The organism is Sporosalibacterium faouarense, assembly GCF_016765695.1.
GTDB classification, from domain to species: domain Bacteria; phylum Bacillota; class Clostridia; order Tissierellales; family VENL01; genus Sporosalibacterium; species Sporosalibacterium faouarense.
This window is the reverse complement of the sequence record NZ_JAETGO010000037.1, coordinates 144,118-161,724: the sequence shown is the minus strand read 5'-3', so window position 1 is coordinate 161,724 and position 17,607 is coordinate 144,118. Positions and strand designations below refer to the sequence as shown.

The following is a 17,607-nucleotide window of genomic DNA, read 5'->3' as shown; positions in this document are numbered from 1 at the left end:
GATTTATTATAAGTAAAAGAAGGAAGATAATTATGAGAGAAACAGTTAAACTAATAATCTTAAGAGGAAATTCGGGAAGTGGAAAAACATCAACTGGCAAGGCATTACAAAAGAAATTTGGACATGACACTATGCTCATTTCACAAGATGTTGTTAGAAGAGAAATGTTATTTGTAAAAGATGGGCCTAATCCAAGGGCAAGTAGACTATTATATGAGCTGGCGATTTATGGGAAAAAGAATAGTAATATAGTCATTTTAGAAGGGATTTTAAATGCAGAGTGGTATAAGGGACTTTTTCTAAACCTTCAGATAGAATTTGACAATCAAATTTTTGCATATTACTTTGATTTACCTTTTAAAGAAACTTTAAAGCGTCACAAAAACAAGTCTAATGCCCATGAATTTGGAGAAAAGGAAATGAGGAAATGGTGGAATGAAAAAAACTTCATTAAAATTATTCCAGAGGTTAATATTTACAAAGAACAAAGCTTAAATGAGATAGTAGAAATGATATATGAAGATGTTTGCAGATAGATAGAAACGATTTAATTATTTGATTTATGGAAAGGACTGCATTATATAGTATGAAAGAAAAAACATATCCTATTTTGGTGATTTTATTAGTAATTAGTATTGGTTTTAATGTCTATTCTCTATGGAATATACAAGTAGGTGGTCAAGTAAAGGAAAAGAATGATGAGAAAACTAATATGGCAGAAGAGTTGATAAATCCTTCTGAAGATAATATAAAAGGGTCAAAAAATTATCTAGCAAAAAATGAACTAGTTAATAATGATTCTTCAAGTGAAAAACATAATCCTATTGACGAATTTTTTAGAACCCATGAATTTACAAATAATAGTACATTAAGCTTAAGAGTATATGCAAATTTTTATAAAGAGTGCTGGAAAGCTGAAATGGGACATGCTTATAACAAATTATTAGAATCAGGGCATAAAGATATAAAAGATAGTATAAAGAAATCATATGAATATTATCTCGACTTTGCTGAAAATGAAGGAGATGTAGTAGCAGCTATTAAAGCTTCTAATGCATTTGAGAATGAAGATGTAGTAAATAATGAAAGAATTATATATGGTACTATTTCTTTGTCTCAAAGAAGTTGGGCTTTAGCAGAATTATATAAAGAGAGAGCTCTAGCATTAAGAAGTTATCTGGATAAATTAGATATGCATATAGAATATGTTTTTGATGAGAGAAATATGAGTGATAAGGAATCAAACCTATTTAAAGAATCTAATGATTAAAGCATAGCTAGACTTTTAATCTAGTAAGTATTAGATATATAACGAAACTATTAATTGAAGTGAATTTAATATGAGTGGAACGAAGAAAATCCATGGCTAATTATGGTAAGGGCAGTTAACTAAAGTTTTAAATTGAAATTGAATCGTTTTAAGGAGGAGATATATGGAACGATTATTGTTAATAGAACCAACTAGAAAATATGAAAAAAGTTTTAAAAAGTATGCTTTAGCATATAGAAAAATAAATGATGAACATTACTTCAATAAATACAAAAAAGCATTAAAAGATTTTCAAGATTATTTAAATGATTTAAATAATTATTCTAAGGGAAAGAACTTATCTCAAGGTGATGTTACAACTTCAACTTACTGGTTAATTAATAAGATAGATATTGTTGGAGTAGTGAGGATTAGACATGAGGAAATAGACTGCGCTGGTCATATAGGATACGATATCTCACCTGACTTTAGAAATAGAGACTATGGTTTTCAGATTTTAAAACTAGCACTAGAAAAAGCAAGAAAGATAGGACTAGAAGATGCAATTATAACATGTAATATAGAGAATTTAGCTTCAAAGAAAATTATAGAGAAGAACAACGGCAAGTTATTAGGAACTATTTTTGATGAAGAGGAAAATGAATACCTTTTTAAATATAGTATACCTTTAGCAACTGAATAATAAGGTAGTATTAATATCAACTTATTATAAAAGTTATTTAAGGTAAAATCATAGGAAAATATTATTTATTATTATTTCACCGACGATAAGTATGTAATTTCTGTTAGGGGGTAGTATATTATGAATAAAAAAGTAGTAATAACACTTCTAATAATAGTTTTTATAGCTTTTATACTTATGTTGAGAGTATATAAAGTTAATTATTTACAGGGTGAAATAATTATAGAAAAGAGAGTCCTACATAATAGTAATTATTCAGAGAAAAAAATAGGAGAATCAAACTTAATAATAATGGTAAGTAATCAAAGCCTAAATAAAGACACTATTAAAATTAATGGTTTTATAGATAGAGAGCCTATATTCAGTGATGATTTTAGTGTTGGAGATCAACATGTGGTAACATACTATTACGAAAATTTGTCAGAAGGAGCGCATAATTTGATTATACAATCAGAAGATGGTGCTGAGTTAATTAAAAACGTTCAGATTATTAATGATAAGACTTGGGTGTATATAACCTATTGGAACAATAAAAATTCTGAACCTAAAATAGGTTTTAAGAAGCAAAATAAACATATTGGAATAGATTAGTATTTGGCAAAACTCATTTCAAATATGTTAAATATATTTATTAGAGTAAGGTAACAGGAGGATATAGGGCTAAAAATGGCGAAAGAACAGCTAATGTAAATTGCTATCCATTGAATAAATATTTTATTTAAAACAACAAATAAATATTTATGATTAATAATAAATATATAAACGAGGTTATGCTTATGATATTTAAAGGTCTTTTTGGCTCTAAATTAGATGATAAAACGAAGGTTAATAGAAAAACATCTGTAAGAGCTATTGTAAGTCAAAATCAGAAATATCTAATGATATTAAATAAAACTATTTAATTTATGACAAGGAGAAAAAATGAAATTATTAAAAGAAATATACGAATCAACAGTTGGAAAAATAAAAGAAGATAGCTTAGTACAAGAGAAAAAATATAAAGTTCGAAAATCAGCTAGGGCTGTTTTATTTAATAAAACAGGTCAAATTGCATTACTAAATGTAACTAAAAAGAATTATCATAAATTACCAGGTGGAGGCTTAGAAGGCCAAGAAAGTATATTGCAAGCCTTAGACAGAGAATTGATTGAAGAAGTTGGTGTTGGCATTGAAGGAGAAAGTGAAGTAGGACTTATAGTAGAGTATAGAGATGAGATTAATGTTCTCCAATTTTCCTATTGTTATTATGGCTCTATCGCAGGAGAAATTGGAAAGACATCATATTCCGATTCAGAATTAAAAGATGGATTCGAATTAATATGGGTTGACTTAGATACTGCAATAGAAAAGATGAAAAGGGATATACCAAGTGATTATTTTGGGCAATTTATTCAATTTAGGGATTTAATAATTTTAAATGAAACAAAAGAAATTTTGGGAAAAAATAATATAATAATTCAGATTAAGAAATTATAAGTAAAAATAAATTGGATGTAAAACATATGAAATGAGAAGTTAATTAATATTGAAAAATATTCAATATATCCGAGCAGTTTATCTACAAAGTTTAATCCTTGGATTATAACCATTATAGTATGAAGGAGAGAAAACAGAGTGAATGATCAGGAAGTAATAAAAATAAATAATATGGAATTATTTTTTAGAAGAATAACGATTGAAGATAAAGACAAAGTTATGAATTTATTTAGAGAATGCAAAGATTTTTTTGTTTTAACTGAAGGAGTTATACCTTATGACTCTGATAGCTTTTTTTATGATTTACCTCCTGGGAAGAATCTCGAAGAAAAATACCTATATGGAGTTTTTGATAAAAATTCTCTTGTTGCAGTTATAGATATGGTGTCAAATTATCCTGAAAAAGGAGAGTGGATTATTGGACTATTTTTAATACATACAAAGATAAGAGGCATAGGATTAGGTAGAGAAATACATAATCTGATCAAAAACTTCATAATAAGTAAAGGTGCTGAAAAGTTAAGAATAGGTGTTTTAGAACAGAATACTAATGCACTAAAATTTTGGAATAAAATAGGCTATAAACAGACTAAAATTACTGAGCCCAGAAAGTTTGGAACAAAAGAGAGTAAAGCTGTAATTATGAATTATTATTTATTATAATCTGATAATTAATATCCTTTAAATAAAGGAACAAGGTTTTACTCTACGTGGAATACAATAGTATTAAAATTAGGGGGTAAGAAAATTGAAAAAGGACAAAATGAGAAAAGCAGTTACCATACTTACTATTATAGCTATAGTAATAACTGTCATAAGTGTAGGCATCAATTTTTTAGCACCTATGTATTTATCGCATAAATTGGTTAATGAAGTAGACAAAGTTAGTTCTGTTGGAATTATCGGAGGTGCAGATGGACCAACAGCTATTTATTTGACAAGTCAATCATTTTCGTATATTTCAACTGTAATCTTTGCATTACTTTCAATAGTTGGACTGTTTTGCATATCTTTAATTAAGAAGACGTCAAAATAATAAGGATTTTAATTTATTACTTAAATTATATGAGCTAAATAGTGATTATTGAGGATGGCTTATAAAGAGAAGTCTTTGAATATGAAGAGGAGAGAATAATATGAAGGATGATATAATAAATAGTTTTAATAGAATAGCTTTATTAGAGGATAAGTGGGATCATAATCAACAGTATGAAAAATTACTTATAAGAGAAATAAGTAATCAAGATAGAACAGCACTGGATATTGGATGTGGAACGGGTGAATTTGCACAAAAGTTATCAAAAAAAGTTCAAGGAGTATATGGTATTGACTTATCTCCCGTGATGATTGAAGAGGCAATAAAACGGCATAATGAAGACAATATACAGTATAATATACAAGATTTTGATGAGATTAGTGAAGATGTTAAATACGATTATATTGTGAGCATTGCAACGTTTCATCACTTGAACTTAGAAAGAGCATTGCCTAAAATTGTAAGACTCTTAAAAGAAAACGGAAAATTGATAGTTTTAGATTTATATGAAAGAGAAGGAATTGTAGATAGAATTTTGGATTGTATTGCTATACCTGCAAATTATTTCTTGAGAGTATTAAAGAATGGTAAATCTGTCGATGATGAAGAAAAAGCTGCTTGGGAAGAGCATAGTCATTTAGATGAGTATATGACATTTAAGGAACTTTCAAATGTATACAAAGAATATTTATCAAAAGAAATAAAACTTAAGAGGTTATTATTTTGGAGATATATGCTGGTATATGAGAAAAAATGATAGGTAAATTGAAGATGTAGTTTTTATTGAAGAAACAAAAAAGCGGGAAATATGAGTTAAATTCTATTCTTAGCTTTCTTTCATAAAATTTCAAGTATGAACTTTGAATTTTAATTATACTAAAGATGTTACAACAAAAATAACTGAAAAACTGTTAATCAATTAAAAACTTATGTAGAAAATAATAGCTTTAAAATATACATAATGATGAGGTGTTCAAATTGGATGAAATGTATGGAGAATTTCTTAATGTTGCGAAAAGGCTAAATTCTGAGTTTAATATCATTCCGTTATTATATGGGTCCTTAGGACTTAAAAAAGTAACTAATGTTGATTTCTGTCCTGATGACATTGACATATTAATACCAGAATTATATTTGGAAAATAAATGGAATGATTTTAAGAAAACTATTGAGATGCTTGAGTATACACTGGTGGACTTACATGAGCATAAATTTGTTAAAAAAAGATTTAAAATTGCTTTTGCTAGCATTGAAGATTTAGAATCATTTGCAGGTATAGACATTGAACATATTGAAAATCATTGTGAAAATGGTACTAGATATAAACTCTTAAATATAGAGGAGTATTTAGAAGTTTATACCCAATCTTCAAAAGATGGTTATAGAAGAGAAAAAAATAATAATAAAGATTTGCTTAAGATTGAAAAAATTAAACTTTTGCTAAATAAGTAATTTTGGTTTTCATATAATAATCGGTGATGACTATATCTTTAGTAAAAGAGGCATAGATGGTTAGAAGAATTGACAACAGAACATTTTAAATTTGATTTTTAAAAATGATTATCAATATATCATCTAACAGAGTATTCCAATGAAGCTTAGTATACAAGTATAATAGTTAAAGATAGTCGCTATGTAAAATTACTTTATTACAGAAAGGAGTGTCTACGATATGACTTTTATGAATATAAAGGAAATTATTATTGCAATATTTATCTTTATGCCAATTATTACTCTCATTCATGAAATAGGACATGCTTGTATTTCGAAATTATTTGGTTGTAAGATTAAAAAAATTGTAATCGGAAAAGGAAAAACTATAGTAAGATTAGGTTTTCTTGAAATAAGAAAAATATATTTTTTTGCTGGGCGGTATGAAGCATATAATGGAGCTAAAACAAGGACTGGTAGAGTTATGGTTCATATTGGAGGTGTATTATTTAATTTATTTAGTATACTAATAGTTATTGTATTGATAAGTAATGAGATTTTTAGATCACATCGGCTATTAATTGTTTTCATAAACATGTCTATATACGTAATTATAGCCTGCATAATACCAATTACTTATTTAGATGGAAGTAATAGTGATGGGAAGCAGATTTATCATACTATTAAATATGGAGAATCTGTGTTTCGAAAAAGAAAAGAAAAAAATGAATCATTTAAGTAGCATGCATACTAGTGCATAAATTTATTCAGTGTATACAAAGTATCATTAAATAATGAAACTCCTAAATAACTGGGAGTTTATTTTTTTGCATTATGGAATTATTTGCATTAAGTGTAATTAACATGAAATGTTTGATATAATTAATTTATTCTGTAGGAACAATTAGATGAAATTAGTTAATGAAAATTTTAATTCTCACTTTTTTTATTTTGACACTATATTCTAAACTAAATTTATTTAATGAAAGGGGAAAGTTATGAAAGTAACTGTAATTGGATGTGGAAGATGGGGAAGTTTTTTAGCATGGTATTCAGCCAAAATAGGACATGATGTTATATTATGGGGAAGAGAAAATTCTAAGAATATGAAAAAATTAAAAAATGAAAGAAAAAATGAGTATTTAGAATTACTTCCAAGTATTGAGTTAAGTAACTCATTAGAATACTCAATTTCTAACTCAGACTTTATAATAGTAGCTATTGGAGCTCAAAGTTTAAGAGAGTTTGCTAAAAAGTTGAAGGACTATGATAATAAAGATAAGACTTTTATATTAAATATGAAGGGAATTGAAAGTGAAACAGGAAAAAGATTAACACAGGTATTTAAGGAAGCAATTGGAGAAAATGTGAATGTTGCTGTGTGGTTAGGACCTGGACATGTTCAAGATTATTTGAAAGGAATTCCAAATTGTATGGTAGTAAGCTCAGAAAACATTGAAACCACTAAAAAAGTAGTAAGTACATTTAGCAGTGAACTAATTAGGTTCTATTATGGACAAGACCTAATAGGAAATGAAGTTGGAGCTGCTACTAAAAATGTAATGGGAATTGCAGCAGGAATGTTAGATGGATTAGAATTAAGTAGCTTAAAAGGAGCATTAATGGCTAGAGGAACGAGAGAAATAGCAAGATTAATTAAAGCTTTAGGGGGAAATGAAACTTCAGCTTATGGGTTAGCACATCTTGGAGACTATGAGGCAACATTATTTTCTAAGCACAGTAATAATAGAGGTTTCGGTGAAAGATATGCAAAAAAAGAAGAATTTACTAAGCTTGCTGAAGGGGTCTATACAATAAAGGCTTTAAGAAAGTTATCTATGCAATATGAAGTCGATTTACCTATTACAGATGCACTTCACAGGATTATATATGAGGAAAAAGATGCAAAAGATGTGTTAGAAAGCTTATTTTTAAGGTCAACTAAGTTTGAATTTTAAATAAAAAATAGAAAAGATATATAAGGTTCAAGCATATCAACTTTAAACGAACTATTCAGAGAAACATTAAAAGAGGTTTGGGAGTAACATATGTATATTATTGAATAAGTAGGTGATAGAGTAATGAAAAAGCTACTGAAGAGAATATTACTGTAGTACTAAAGAATTACTTAGAGCTTCCTACTACAGATATAGTAATATTTGATTGGGGAATCCACGGTCCTAGAAAAAGAATATTTAATAATATTTTAAAAAATCTTGAGGACATAGAATTTAAATATATACCAATCATCATAACTTGTGATGAAAAAGAAAATATTACTAGAATGAAGATGGATGAAAGAAGTAAATTGCGAATAGGTCGTGCCATGGAAATACGCAATTTGTATAATGATTTATCTCACTATACTATTGACACCACTGACATGAGTCCAGATGAAGTAGTAGATGATATTGTTAAGTATTTAAAACTTGTATAGATTAATAGGCTCATAAAAATTTATTACAGAAAAGAGGTATATGATGCGAACTAGAACAGAAAGAGAAATGTATGATCTAATAATTAGCTTTGCAGAACAAGATGAGCGCATTAGAGGAGTATTATTAAATGGCTCACGGGTAAATCCAAATATAAAAAAGGATATATTTCAAGATTATGATATCGTATATTTGGTTACAGATGTAGAGTCTTTTAAAGATGAAAAATATATATTATCACATTTTGGTGAGGTAATGATTATGCAAAAACCTGAAGATAAAATCTGGCCACCATCTGAAGGAGATGGAAGATATATTTACTTAATGCAGTTTATAGATGGTAATCGAATTGATATGACTATTACTAATATAAATAAAGTTGAAGAACAAATTGAAGATAGTTTGACAAAAGTATTATTAGATAAAGATAATATTATTCCAGAATTACCACCTGCAAATGAAGGAAGCTATCTTGAAACAAAACCAACAAAGAAATTATATGAAGATTGTTGTAATGAATTCATATGGGGATTAGGGTCCCATATTCCAAAAACAATTTGGAGGAAAGAATTACCTCTATTGAAAACTTTAATAGATATAGTATTACGACAACCATTAATTCAGATGTTCAAATGGTCTATTGGGATAAAAACTAATTACAAATGTTCAATCGGAAAGGGTGGAAAACACTTAGAAAACCTTTTAGAACCAGAGCTTTGGAATGAATATAAAAATACATATGTTGATTATGAGTATGACAATATATGGGAATCTTTATTTGTATTTTATGAATTATTTGTTAAGACAGCTAGATATGTTGGAGAAACATATGATTTTAAGTTTCCAGAAGAGGAATGTGAAAGGGCATTGGAATTTCTAAAACATGTAAGAGGATTACCTAAAGATGCAGAATCAATATTTTAAATAATTAATAACTTCTACTTTGAAAGCTGAATGCTATATAATATAACTATTTAATTAAGGATTATAACTTGCTATTTCTTATTATTGAAATGCTTAAACTAGAGAAAAAACATATAAATTTTGTTTTAATTATAAGTGGTTGTTAATGGTGAGTCTATAAGAGCAGTAATTATTTCATGCATTATAGCAAAAAACATCGAGTCTTTTCTTAAAATATTTCCTACAATTTGAATATAAGCTTTGGAGAGGAAGAGAATATGGAATCAGAAGTTATGGTAAATGACTGTATTGATTATATTGAAGAAAATGTAGCAGAAAAATTATCTCTTGAACTGTTTGCTAGTAATTTTTATATTTCAAAGTATCACTTTCATAGAATTTTTCTAGCATCAATGGGTGATTCCATAATGAGTTATATAAGGAGAAGAAGAGTAATAAGAGCATCCCATGAAATAATGTATTCTGATAAAGATATAACTTATATAGCTTTAAACTTTGGTTTTAACTCTCTAGATGTTTTCTCCAGAGCATTTAAAAAATTATATGGAATACCCCCTAATGAATACAGAAAAATTAAGAAATGTTCAAAGGGGAACCATACTCAGAAAGGGGAAGACTATATGAATAAACTTAATATTAATGAAAGAATTAAATGCAATAGTAATGAAAAAAGAGAGTGTCTAAATACTTTAGGTATGATATTAGAAGCTTCAAAAAAAGCCCATAAAAAAGGTTTATTAGCTCTTGAAGAGGATACTAATGCTATTTCAAACAAGTTTTTTAAGAAAGGATTAGAATTAGTATTGTATGGTATGGAGCCTTTAGTGATTCGAGAGGTGTTAGAAAACTATATTATTGTTGGTGATTATACAGGAAAGGAATTATTAGAACGAGTATTAATGTTGGAAGGAATCTTATCAATACAGCAAGGAGATTATCCTTGGGTTATAAGAGAAAAGCTTTGCTCATATTTTGGAGAAGGTTTTTTAGAAGAAATAAACAGTCATTTTAAGTTAGCAGAGAATATGAAGAAGAAAATGGAGGAATATATTGATTCTGTTAAGGACAAGCAACCGTATTCTACTAAAACTACAATTCTTGATAAGGAATTGAAGAAAATGCCTGATAGATCAATTCAAAGGCTCCTTAGAGAGATTGATATTTTGGTGCTTTCTATTGGTATGAGAGGAGCGAGTGGTGAAGTACAAATAAAGATTATTAAAGGTCTCTCAAGAATGTCAAAATCAAACTTATTCGAACTAATTGACTTAAAGGAAAGGGTTAACCTTGCTCAAATTGTAGATGCACAGAATATGATATCAAGTATTATTAAGGAACTAAGGGGTAGAGGAGAAATAATATAAACAAAGGTTTCAAATTATTAAAATATGAGGTGAGAAACAGTAAGAGTAGTGATAATATCACTGCATTTGCATAAAAAATTCTAGTTAGTATTTTGGAGGGATTATATGAAAAAGAATAGTTTTAAGCTATACAATCTGATTTTTCCAATATGGCTTTTATGGTTAATACCGACAACTTGGATTATAGTATTGCCAGCCAATTTTCTTATAGATCTGATTGTTGTTCTATTAACTATGAAATATCTGAAAATAAAGGATATTAAAAAAAATACAAAGCTTATAGTTTTTAGAGTTTGGATATTTGGATTTGTTGCTGACTTTATTGGTACTGGATTAATGTTTCTCTCAAATATAATAGATTTTAATTATGAAACACAATTTGGAAAGTGGTGGTATAGAAACATCTCTAATGCTGTTAGTTATTATCCCTTTGAAAGCATTTATGCTTTTATATGGGTAACAGTAAGTGTTGTAATAGCAGCTTGTTTCATATATTTGCTTAATTATAAGTTTTCTCTAAGAAAATCAACTCTTGACGATAGCCAGAAGAAGAAGCTTGCATTGGCACTTTCTATATTTACTGCACCATATTTGTTCTATATTCCCACATCTTTATTTTTCTAAGGAACATAAGGTGATTTGAGATTAATGAATTTAAAGTTATAGAACTAGAAAGTAGAATAAAGTTACCAAGGATTTTATTACATAAAAAAGTATTGGGTAATGCAATGATTATATATGGAAGGAAGTAGAGGATATGGACCATCTATGGGAACGTTCAATTCCATTATATAAGATATCAAAATATGACCTAAACAGTATTTTTCACAATTTTAATAGTAGCACAGTTCTGAAATTTCAACCTATTAATATTGGATGTAGAAATACTAATTACATTGTACAAACAAATAGTGGGAAATATTTATTGAGAATCTGCCCCTTAAATGACGAAGGATTTAAAAATGAGGTAGCTGCATTTAAAGCTTTATATGATTTAGTGAATATGCCTAAATTATTGTCTATTACAAAAGTTAATGAAAACAGTTGTTTGATTTATGAGTATATAGAATCAATGTCAATGCAGAGCTTATTATTGGAGAATCAAATATTAGAAAATAATGTTATTTCTCAGGTGGCAAGAAGTGCAGCAATTATTCATAACCTAAATGAGGATGATATTTCTGGACTCAATGAATTAGATCTTCCACCATTTGATACATGGTATGATTTATTCCTAAATAATGATTTTGCTGCGAAAAGATTAGGTGCTGATACTGTTAATAGAGTTAAGAAACTTGTTACAGATCATAATCAGCTTATACTGCAAATTGATCTTTATAATTCATTTATACACTGTGATTTTAGACCTGCTAATATGTTGATTAACAAGGAAGACAAAGTATTCTTCGTAGATTGGGAGTATGCTGGTTTTGGACATACTCTTGCTGATATTGGACAGTTTTTTAGATATGAACATTGTTTTAATAAAGAGCAAAAAAGGTTATTTGAGAAAGAATACAATAGTGTAGCTAAAATTAAACTGCCAAGAAATTGGTATGATTTAAGCAAACTTCGAGATTTAGTAAATCCTTTACAAATGATAGGGTCAAATAGGGAGTTACCTCAAAAATTTAGAGATTTAAAGGGAATTGTGATTGATACTTTAGAATACTTCGGGTATTAGTCTGTTCTAAAGAAAACTTGCGTATTGGAAAGGCTGGGAAATGAGAAGCATTAGACTACAATGTGACTAAATAAAAATATCACTCTAGTTTTCTAGTATATATGTTTATAGAGAAGGTGGTTTATAGTGGTTAAAGAATATAAAGTTGAATTTGCTAAAACAGATGATTTGGATCCATGGATGGATATGGCTACTGAGGTTAGGAATAATTTTCCAGGGTTAGAAACTTCAAAACAGCTGGAGAGTTATAGACAAACTGTAATCAAAAATATAAATAGACAAACTGCAATTTGCGTGAAAGACGATGTAAAAATTGTTGGTGTTTTACTATTTTCTTATAATTCTAGTTGTATTTCTTGTATGGCTGTTCATCCAGATTATAGAAGGAAAGGAATTGCATCTGAAATGATAAAAAAGATGTTGTCATTGTTTCCTGATGATATCAATATTTCAATGACAACCTTTAGAGAGGATGACGAAAAAGGAATTGCACCAAGGTCATTATATAAAAAATTTGGTTTTATAGAAGGTGAGTTAATTGAAGAATTTGATTATCCACATCAAAGGTTTATTTTACATAGAAGTTAAGGATAATCAAGTACTAAAACATAAAATCATTCTTGAATAAATAATATTAACAGTGTAAAACGCATATACAAAAATGTGTAAGTATAATAATCATTATGAACTACTAATTAAGTTTAGAAATAATTTTAACTTAGATTTCTCTATTAATGAAAGAAGGTTTTATTTGATGGAATTACAATTTTATTTAGACTTCACTAATAATAAATTTGATGTAACTGTGAAAGGGAATTTAACTAGGGACCAACAGGATAAATCACAATTTTTATTAAATAGAGATTTTATAATAGACGAAATAAAAACACAATTAGATGTATGGCTAGCTAAGAGTGCTGATGAACAAATCATTATTAATACTAAGAAAAACACAATGTCAAAATAAAGAAAAAATTTTGAGATATTAAAATAAATTCTTTATTAAAGAAATTATTGAGTTTAGACTAGAATAGTAGGATGGATAGCTTCATATATCTAATAATGTATAGTGTCTCAAAAGTTTATTTATTTTGTGAATTTTTTGGAGGGGAAAATGAAAATTCAATTAATGAAAATTAATGACTATAATCAAGTACATAAGTTGTGGTGCGCTACTGATGGAATTGGTATGCGTAAGTTAGACGACTCTTATGAAGGAATATCAAAATTCTTACTAAGAAATCCAAAAACAAATTTTGTTGTGGAAAAGAGTAATAATATTATTGGAGTAATATTGTGCGGTCATGATGGACGAAGGGGACATATATATCATATGGTAGTTGATAAGAAATATAGAAAAAATGGAATAGGTAGACTTTTGTTAGATACTGCATTGAATTCATTAAAAGAAGAAGGAATAAATAAAGTAGCATTGACTGCATTTTGCAAAAATGAAATAGGAAATAAATTTTGGGAATCTGTTGGTTTTAATAAACGTGATGATTTGATTTACAGGAATAAAAGCATAAATACTGAAAATGATTAGACTCACTAAAGATATCAATACTATCATAATAAGTATGAAAAATCTTTTGGGGGGAGGGGAGCTTTGTGAAATCAAGTAAAAATCAATTTAAAATAATGAAATGGGTAACAAGAATCATTTCTCTAGTCGTTATATTAATTGGTCTGCCTTTCTATTTTGGCTATGGAAATCCAATGCCATTTATTAATGAAGATTATACACTATGGGATAATCTTTGGTTAACAATATTTCCATTGATGTTTATAGGACTTGGACTTGGATGGAAATATGAGAAAATAGGAGGGTATCTTGTAACAATTCCAATATCATTAGGCTTGTTATTTGGGTTAATAGTGGAGAAAGAGTTGGTTACTCATATGCTGATTCCACTTGTTGCAGGTATATTATTTTTAATACAAGGTTATAAAAAAGAAAGCTAGCAACTATATCTCATGAAGTATTTAAAAAAGATACATTTACAATATTCCCTTAAAAACATATGTTCCCATGCTATGCTTTATGGTATAATATTACATATGGTAAGAGAAAGGAATCATAATTTTAAGTAAAAATCAACGTTAATATCAGTATATGTTGGCATTTACAAATAACACTTTATAAGGATTAAAGATGGTGTAAATTCGGAATGATATATGATATTTGTAGATAGGTCATATATATTATACAAAAAATTGGGGAGATTTATATGAATGAAAATGTTGAAGAATTGCTTAGAGAAATTAATTCAAAGGATAATAATATAAGACTAAACGCCTTAAATCAATTAATTAAAATTACAGATAATGTTGTGGATTGGTTTGATGATACATATCTAGAATTAGCAAAGAAGTTAAATAATAATAATTCATACCAAAGATCTATAGGTATTCTTCTTCTATGTAATTTAGCTAAAAGTGATAACAACAATAAAATAGCTGATATATTAAATGATATACTAGCACATACATTTGATGAAAAATTTATTACTTCAAGGCAGTGCATTCAAAACATATGGAAAATTGCTATTTTAGATAGAAAGTATGAAAAACAAATAGTAAAACATTTAAAGAAGCAGTATATAGATTGCAGAGATGAAAGACATTTTAGTCTTATTCGTCAAGACATTATCAATGCTTTAAATAGTATTTATAAAAATAATTCGGATGAAAATTTAAAAAGAGAATTATTAAGACTAATTGAATCAGAAGAATCAGAAAAATATAAGAAGAAATACTTTGAAATTATATAATAATTATAAGTATATTGTAGAGAGATATCATAAGAAATCCGTTCTTATATTTTGAAGATAATTTTTCTCAGTTATCAAAATTATTTTTAGTGTATTTAACTGTTATTCAAATATTTTATAATAGTAAAATTGCTATGTATATGTAGTGGAGAAAAGTTATTAGTTCATAAATTAAAGGGAGTGGCATAATGGCTAAAACAGCTAAGTTTGTTGCATAAAGCTGTAGATAGTCATGTTTAAATAAAAAAATATTGAGGCAATAAAGTATTGGAGGATATAAATGATAATATGGATTAATGGATCATTTGGAAGTGGAAAAACTAGTATATCAAATCAATTAAATAAACGATTAAAGAACTCTTATATATATGATCCAGAAGAAGTAGGATTTTTTATTCGTGATAATATTCCTTCTACTTTAAAAAATTATGATTTCCAAGACTTTCATCTTTGGCGTGAGTTTAACTATAAAATGTTGTCATATATTGAATCAAATTACAAAGGAATAATTATTGTACCTATGACTATTATTAAGAAACAATATTTTGATGAGATAATAGGTAGATTAGTGTCAGATGGGATATTAGTTAAACATTTTACACTGCTTGCAAGTAAGGACACCTTAATTGATAGGTTAACAAGCCGAGGAGATGGGAAAAACTCTTGGGTTATAGCTCGTGTTGATAAATGTATTGAGGCTCTTAATGATGAGTATTTTAAGGAACATATAATTACAGATGAAAAAACAGCTGAAGAAGTAACAGCTATAATAATAAAAATGATTGATTGAGTTTAGTAGTTTACATCAATTAGGTAAACACTTAATGTTGGATGATTTGTGATATTAAGTTGATTTAGTTATAATCATTAGGAGGAAAAAGAATGAAAGTTAGGGTTCGACTCTTATCATTATTATTGTTTTTTTCAATATTCTTTCTAATAATTGGTTGTACTAAGCATAAACCTGATGGAAGTTTAACTGGATTGTGGTTAGGTACTCAAGCATCAATGAGTGAAAATTACAATGGTCTTTTAGATAAATATAGTGTTTATTATTTTCATAAAGATAATAAATTAGATTTAGGACAATATGATTATAGTACAAAAAATTATCAGAATAATTATCTGTGGGTTGAGAGATATGTTGAATACAAATGGATTGATGAAAATACAATTGATATCAAATATAATGGTTCAAATATTTTCAAAGTATCCATAGAAGATACCAGATTAATCTTAAAAAATAAAGACTATAGTATTGAATTTAAAAAAAGAGAATTTGAAAATGATTAGTGAAGATGAGAAGAAAATTAGAAAGAGCAGTTTTCAGGGGAATCAGGTATTGATAATTCTATCTTCTTCAGTTAACTGTAAAAAAGGGTATTTAATCATATCTATATTCTGATGAAAAAGAGGAAATTGTTATGAAAACAATACAATCAAAAATTGAAGAAATATTAAAAGAAAATGGCTTTATTATGTTAAATAATAATTCAACCTATCCTAGTATCTGTGACTATGGTGGTGGATGGGAGGAATATGTTAAATTAATAGAAGAAAAGAAAGGCTTTTCTAGTATTTTAATTGATAATAAAACTACATTATTATCACCAACACTATATTATGCATTGAAGGAATCAAGAAAAGGAGAAGAACTAGAAAACAATGAAGAGAGATTAATGGAATTTATTGAGTCCAATCAGCCTGTCTCAATGAATGTAGTAAAAATGTGTGTTTTTATGGACAAAATAGAAATTAAGAAGACGGTAAAGAGTCTTCAAAAAAAGTTCATGATAACTGTTTTAAGAGAAGGAATGCGATTAAATAAAAACTGGGGGACTTATTTATGGGGAACGAGTAAAAAGTGGGAGGAAATACATGAAAATTTATATGGAGAAATCGAAAAGAAAGATTATAGGAAAGTAATTGACAAAATGTTAAAGGGAAAAGTAAGTGAAAGATTTTTAAATTCGTTATATACTAGAGATTGATTATAATAAAGCTATAAAACATAATAAATAGTCTATATTTTGTTAAGGGGGAAATCAAAAATGAAAAAAATATTTATTACATTATTTATTGGTCTATTGGTCATGATGCTCATTTCTTGCAATCAGGTTGAGGGGGATAGTGACAACAAGAATTTGTATATAGGATATATAAGAATAGAGAAAGATAAACTTTTTTTAGATGAAGTGGAGTGGATAACTTCTGAGGATAAAGATAGAATAAAGGAATTAGGGTTGTCCCAACAAAATGATATGCCAAATGGATATTATATTTATAATTCAAGTTTAGAAACAGTATCATTTAAAATAAATGAAAAGACAACTTATAGCTTTATAGATTGGGGCAATGATTTTGTTGGCAAGAATGAAGATAGAAATTACAGCACAACAAAACGAGAAGAATTTATCAAGTACTTAGATACTTATTCTGATAAAGGAGCTAAAGTTCCTTTTTGGATTGAGACTCAAGATGGTTATGTATTAAAAGTCACAGAACAATTTGTAAATTAGTTGGCTAAATGA

General features: G+C 27.6%; 26 protein-coding genes. All 26 read left to right on the top strand.

Translation table 11 applies throughout. The annotated features are described in order from the left end of the window. Positions 1 to 32: 32 nt before the first annotated feature. The 26 genes from JMO20_RS07300 (at position 33) to JMO20_RS07180 (ending at position 17,595) form a co-directional block, all read left to right on the top strand. Positions 33 to 536, top strand: a complete 504-nt coding sequence (locus JMO20_RS07300) for a kinase (protein WP_202708881.1) — start codon at positions 33 to 35, stop codon at positions 534 to 536. Positions 537 to 586: 50 nt separating this feature from the next. Then, positions 587 to 1,270 (top strand): hypothetical protein, encoded by a 684-nt coding sequence (locus JMO20_RS07295; protein ID WP_202708880.1) that lies wholly within the window; start codon positions 587 to 589, stop codon positions 1,268 to 1,270. A gap of 163 nt (positions 1,271 to 1,433) precedes the next feature. Then, positions 1,434 to 1,952 (top strand): GNAT family N-acetyltransferase, encoded by a 519-nt coding sequence (locus JMO20_RS07290; protein ID WP_202708879.1) that lies wholly within the window; start codon positions 1,434 to 1,436, stop codon positions 1,950 to 1,952. A 120-nt stretch (positions 1,953 to 2,072) separates the two neighbouring features. After that, positions 2,073 to 2,543 (top strand): hypothetical protein, encoded by a 471-nt coding sequence (locus tag JMO20_RS07285; protein ID WP_202708878.1) that lies wholly within the window; start codon positions 2,073 to 2,075, stop codon positions 2,541 to 2,543. A 185-nt stretch (positions 2,544 to 2,728) separates the two neighbouring features. Further along, on the top strand, positions 2,729 to 2,854 hold the full coding sequence (locus tag JMO20_RS20315; RefSeq protein ID WP_279380073.1) for a hypothetical protein: 126 nt from the start codon (positions 2,729 to 2,731) through the stop codon (positions 2,852 to 2,854). A 19-nt stretch (positions 2,855 to 2,873) separates the two neighbouring features. Then, positions 2,874 to 3,428, top strand: a complete 555-nt coding sequence (locus JMO20_RS07280; RefSeq protein ID WP_202708877.1) for an NUDIX domain-containing protein — start codon at positions 2,874 to 2,876, stop codon at positions 3,426 to 3,428. Positions 3,429 to 3,566: 138 nt separating this feature from the next. Continuing rightward, complete coding sequence (locus JMO20_RS07275) at positions 3,567 to 4,091, top strand: GNAT family N-acetyltransferase (RefSeq protein ID WP_202708876.1); 525 nt, start codon at positions 3,567 to 3,569, stop codon at positions 4,089 to 4,091. An 85-nt stretch (positions 4,092 to 4,176) separates the two neighbouring features. Beyond that, complete coding sequence (locus JMO20_RS07270; RefSeq protein WP_202708875.1) at positions 4,177 to 4,464, top strand: hypothetical protein; 288 nt, start codon at positions 4,177 to 4,179, stop codon at positions 4,462 to 4,464. A gap of 100 nt (positions 4,465 to 4,564) precedes the next feature. After that, entirely contained in the window at positions 4,565 to 5,221 is a 657-nt protein-coding gene (locus tag JMO20_RS07265) for a class I SAM-dependent methyltransferase (RefSeq protein WP_202708874.1), read from the top strand. A 221-nt stretch (positions 5,222 to 5,442) separates the two neighbouring features. Next, a complete protein-coding gene (locus tag JMO20_RS07260) occupies positions 5,443 to 5,916 on the top strand; it encodes a hypothetical protein (RefSeq protein ID WP_202708873.1) in 474 nt (157 codons plus the stop codon). A 220-nt stretch (positions 5,917 to 6,136) separates the two neighbouring features. Next, positions 6,137 to 6,637, top strand: coding sequence for a M50 family metallopeptidase (locus JMO20_RS07255; protein WP_202708872.1), 501 nt, complete (start codon positions 6,137 to 6,139; stop codon positions 6,635 to 6,637). A gap of 256 nt (positions 6,638 to 6,893) precedes the next feature. Next, positions 6,894 to 7,853 carry an NAD(P)H-dependent glycerol-3-phosphate dehydrogenase gene (locus JMO20_RS07250; RefSeq protein WP_202708871.1) on the top strand — a complete coding sequence of 320 codons (960 nt, stop codon included), beginning with the start codon at positions 6,894 to 6,896 and terminating at the stop codon, positions 7,851 to 7,853. 332 nt (positions 7,854 to 8,185) lie between these two features. Continuing rightward, the gene (locus tag JMO20_RS07245) at positions 8,186 to 8,332 is read left to right on the top strand and encodes a nucleoside/nucleotide kinase family protein (protein WP_207753454.1); all 147 of its coding nucleotides are present in this window, start codon (positions 8,186 to 8,188) and stop codon (positions 8,330 to 8,332) included. Between the two features lie 43 nt (positions 8,333 to 8,375). Continuing rightward, a complete protein-coding gene (locus JMO20_RS07240) occupies positions 8,376 to 9,254 on the top strand; it encodes an aminoglycoside 6-adenylyltransferase (RefSeq protein ID WP_202708869.1) in 879 nt (292 codons plus the stop codon). A 257-nt stretch (positions 9,255 to 9,511) separates the two neighbouring features. Continuing rightward, complete coding sequence (locus JMO20_RS07235; RefSeq protein ID WP_202708868.1) at positions 9,512 to 10,618, top strand: helix-turn-helix domain-containing protein; 1,107 nt, start codon at positions 9,512 to 9,514, stop codon at positions 10,616 to 10,618. Between the two features lie 105 nt (positions 10,619 to 10,723). Further along, a complete protein-coding gene (locus tag JMO20_RS07230) occupies positions 10,724 to 11,242 on the top strand; it encodes a hypothetical protein (RefSeq protein ID WP_202708867.1) in 519 nt (172 codons plus the stop codon). A 133-nt stretch (positions 11,243 to 11,375) separates the two neighbouring features. After that, positions 11,376 to 12,302: an aminoglycoside phosphotransferase family protein gene (locus JMO20_RS07225; protein ID WP_202708866.1), complete on the top strand. Its 927-nt coding sequence runs from the start codon at positions 11,376 to 11,378 to the stop codon at positions 12,300 to 12,302. A gap of 126 nt (positions 12,303 to 12,428) precedes the next feature. After that, positions 12,429 to 12,890 (top strand): GNAT family N-acetyltransferase, encoded by a 462-nt coding sequence (locus tag JMO20_RS07220; RefSeq protein WP_202708865.1) that lies wholly within the window; start codon positions 12,429 to 12,431, stop codon positions 12,888 to 12,890. 166 nt (positions 12,891 to 13,056) lie between these two features. Next, positions 13,057 to 13,269 (top strand): hypothetical protein, encoded by a 213-nt coding sequence (locus tag JMO20_RS07215; protein WP_202708864.1) that lies wholly within the window; start codon positions 13,057 to 13,059, stop codon positions 13,267 to 13,269. Between the two features lie 147 nt (positions 13,270 to 13,416). Continuing rightward, positions 13,417 to 13,848 (top strand): GNAT family N-acetyltransferase, encoded by a 432-nt coding sequence (locus JMO20_RS07210; RefSeq protein WP_202708863.1) that lies wholly within the window; start codon positions 13,417 to 13,419, stop codon positions 13,846 to 13,848. A 65-nt stretch (positions 13,849 to 13,913) separates the two neighbouring features. Beyond that, positions 13,914 to 14,267 carry a DUF7670 domain-containing protein gene (locus tag JMO20_RS07205; protein WP_202708862.1) on the top strand — a complete coding sequence of 118 codons (354 nt, stop codon included), beginning with the start codon at positions 13,914 to 13,916 and terminating at the stop codon, positions 14,265 to 14,267. 266 nt (positions 14,268 to 14,533) lie between these two features. Continuing rightward, the gene (locus JMO20_RS07200) at positions 14,534 to 15,076 is read left to right on the top strand and encodes a hypothetical protein (protein ID WP_202708861.1); all 543 of its coding nucleotides are present in this window, start codon (positions 14,534 to 14,536) and stop codon (positions 15,074 to 15,076) included. Positions 15,077 to 15,356: 280 nt separating this feature from the next. Then, entirely contained in the window at positions 15,357 to 15,866 is a 510-nt protein-coding gene (locus JMO20_RS07195) for an AAA family ATPase (RefSeq protein ID WP_202708860.1), read from the top strand. Positions 15,867 to 15,958: 92 nt separating this feature from the next. Further along, positions 15,959 to 16,369 carry a hypothetical protein gene (locus JMO20_RS07190; RefSeq protein WP_202708859.1) on the top strand — a complete coding sequence of 137 codons (411 nt, stop codon included), beginning with the start codon at positions 15,959 to 15,961 and terminating at the stop codon, positions 16,367 to 16,369. Between the two features lie 131 nt (positions 16,370 to 16,500). Beyond that, the gene (locus tag JMO20_RS07185) at positions 16,501 to 17,067 is read left to right on the top strand and encodes a hypothetical protein (protein WP_202708858.1); all 567 of its coding nucleotides are present in this window, start codon (positions 16,501 to 16,503) and stop codon (positions 17,065 to 17,067) included. A gap of 60 nt (positions 17,068 to 17,127) precedes the next feature. Beyond that, complete coding sequence (locus JMO20_RS07180) at positions 17,128 to 17,595, top strand: hypothetical protein (RefSeq protein WP_202708857.1); 468 nt, start codon at positions 17,128 to 17,130, stop codon at positions 17,593 to 17,595. Positions 17,596 to 17,607: the final 12 nt, after the last annotated feature.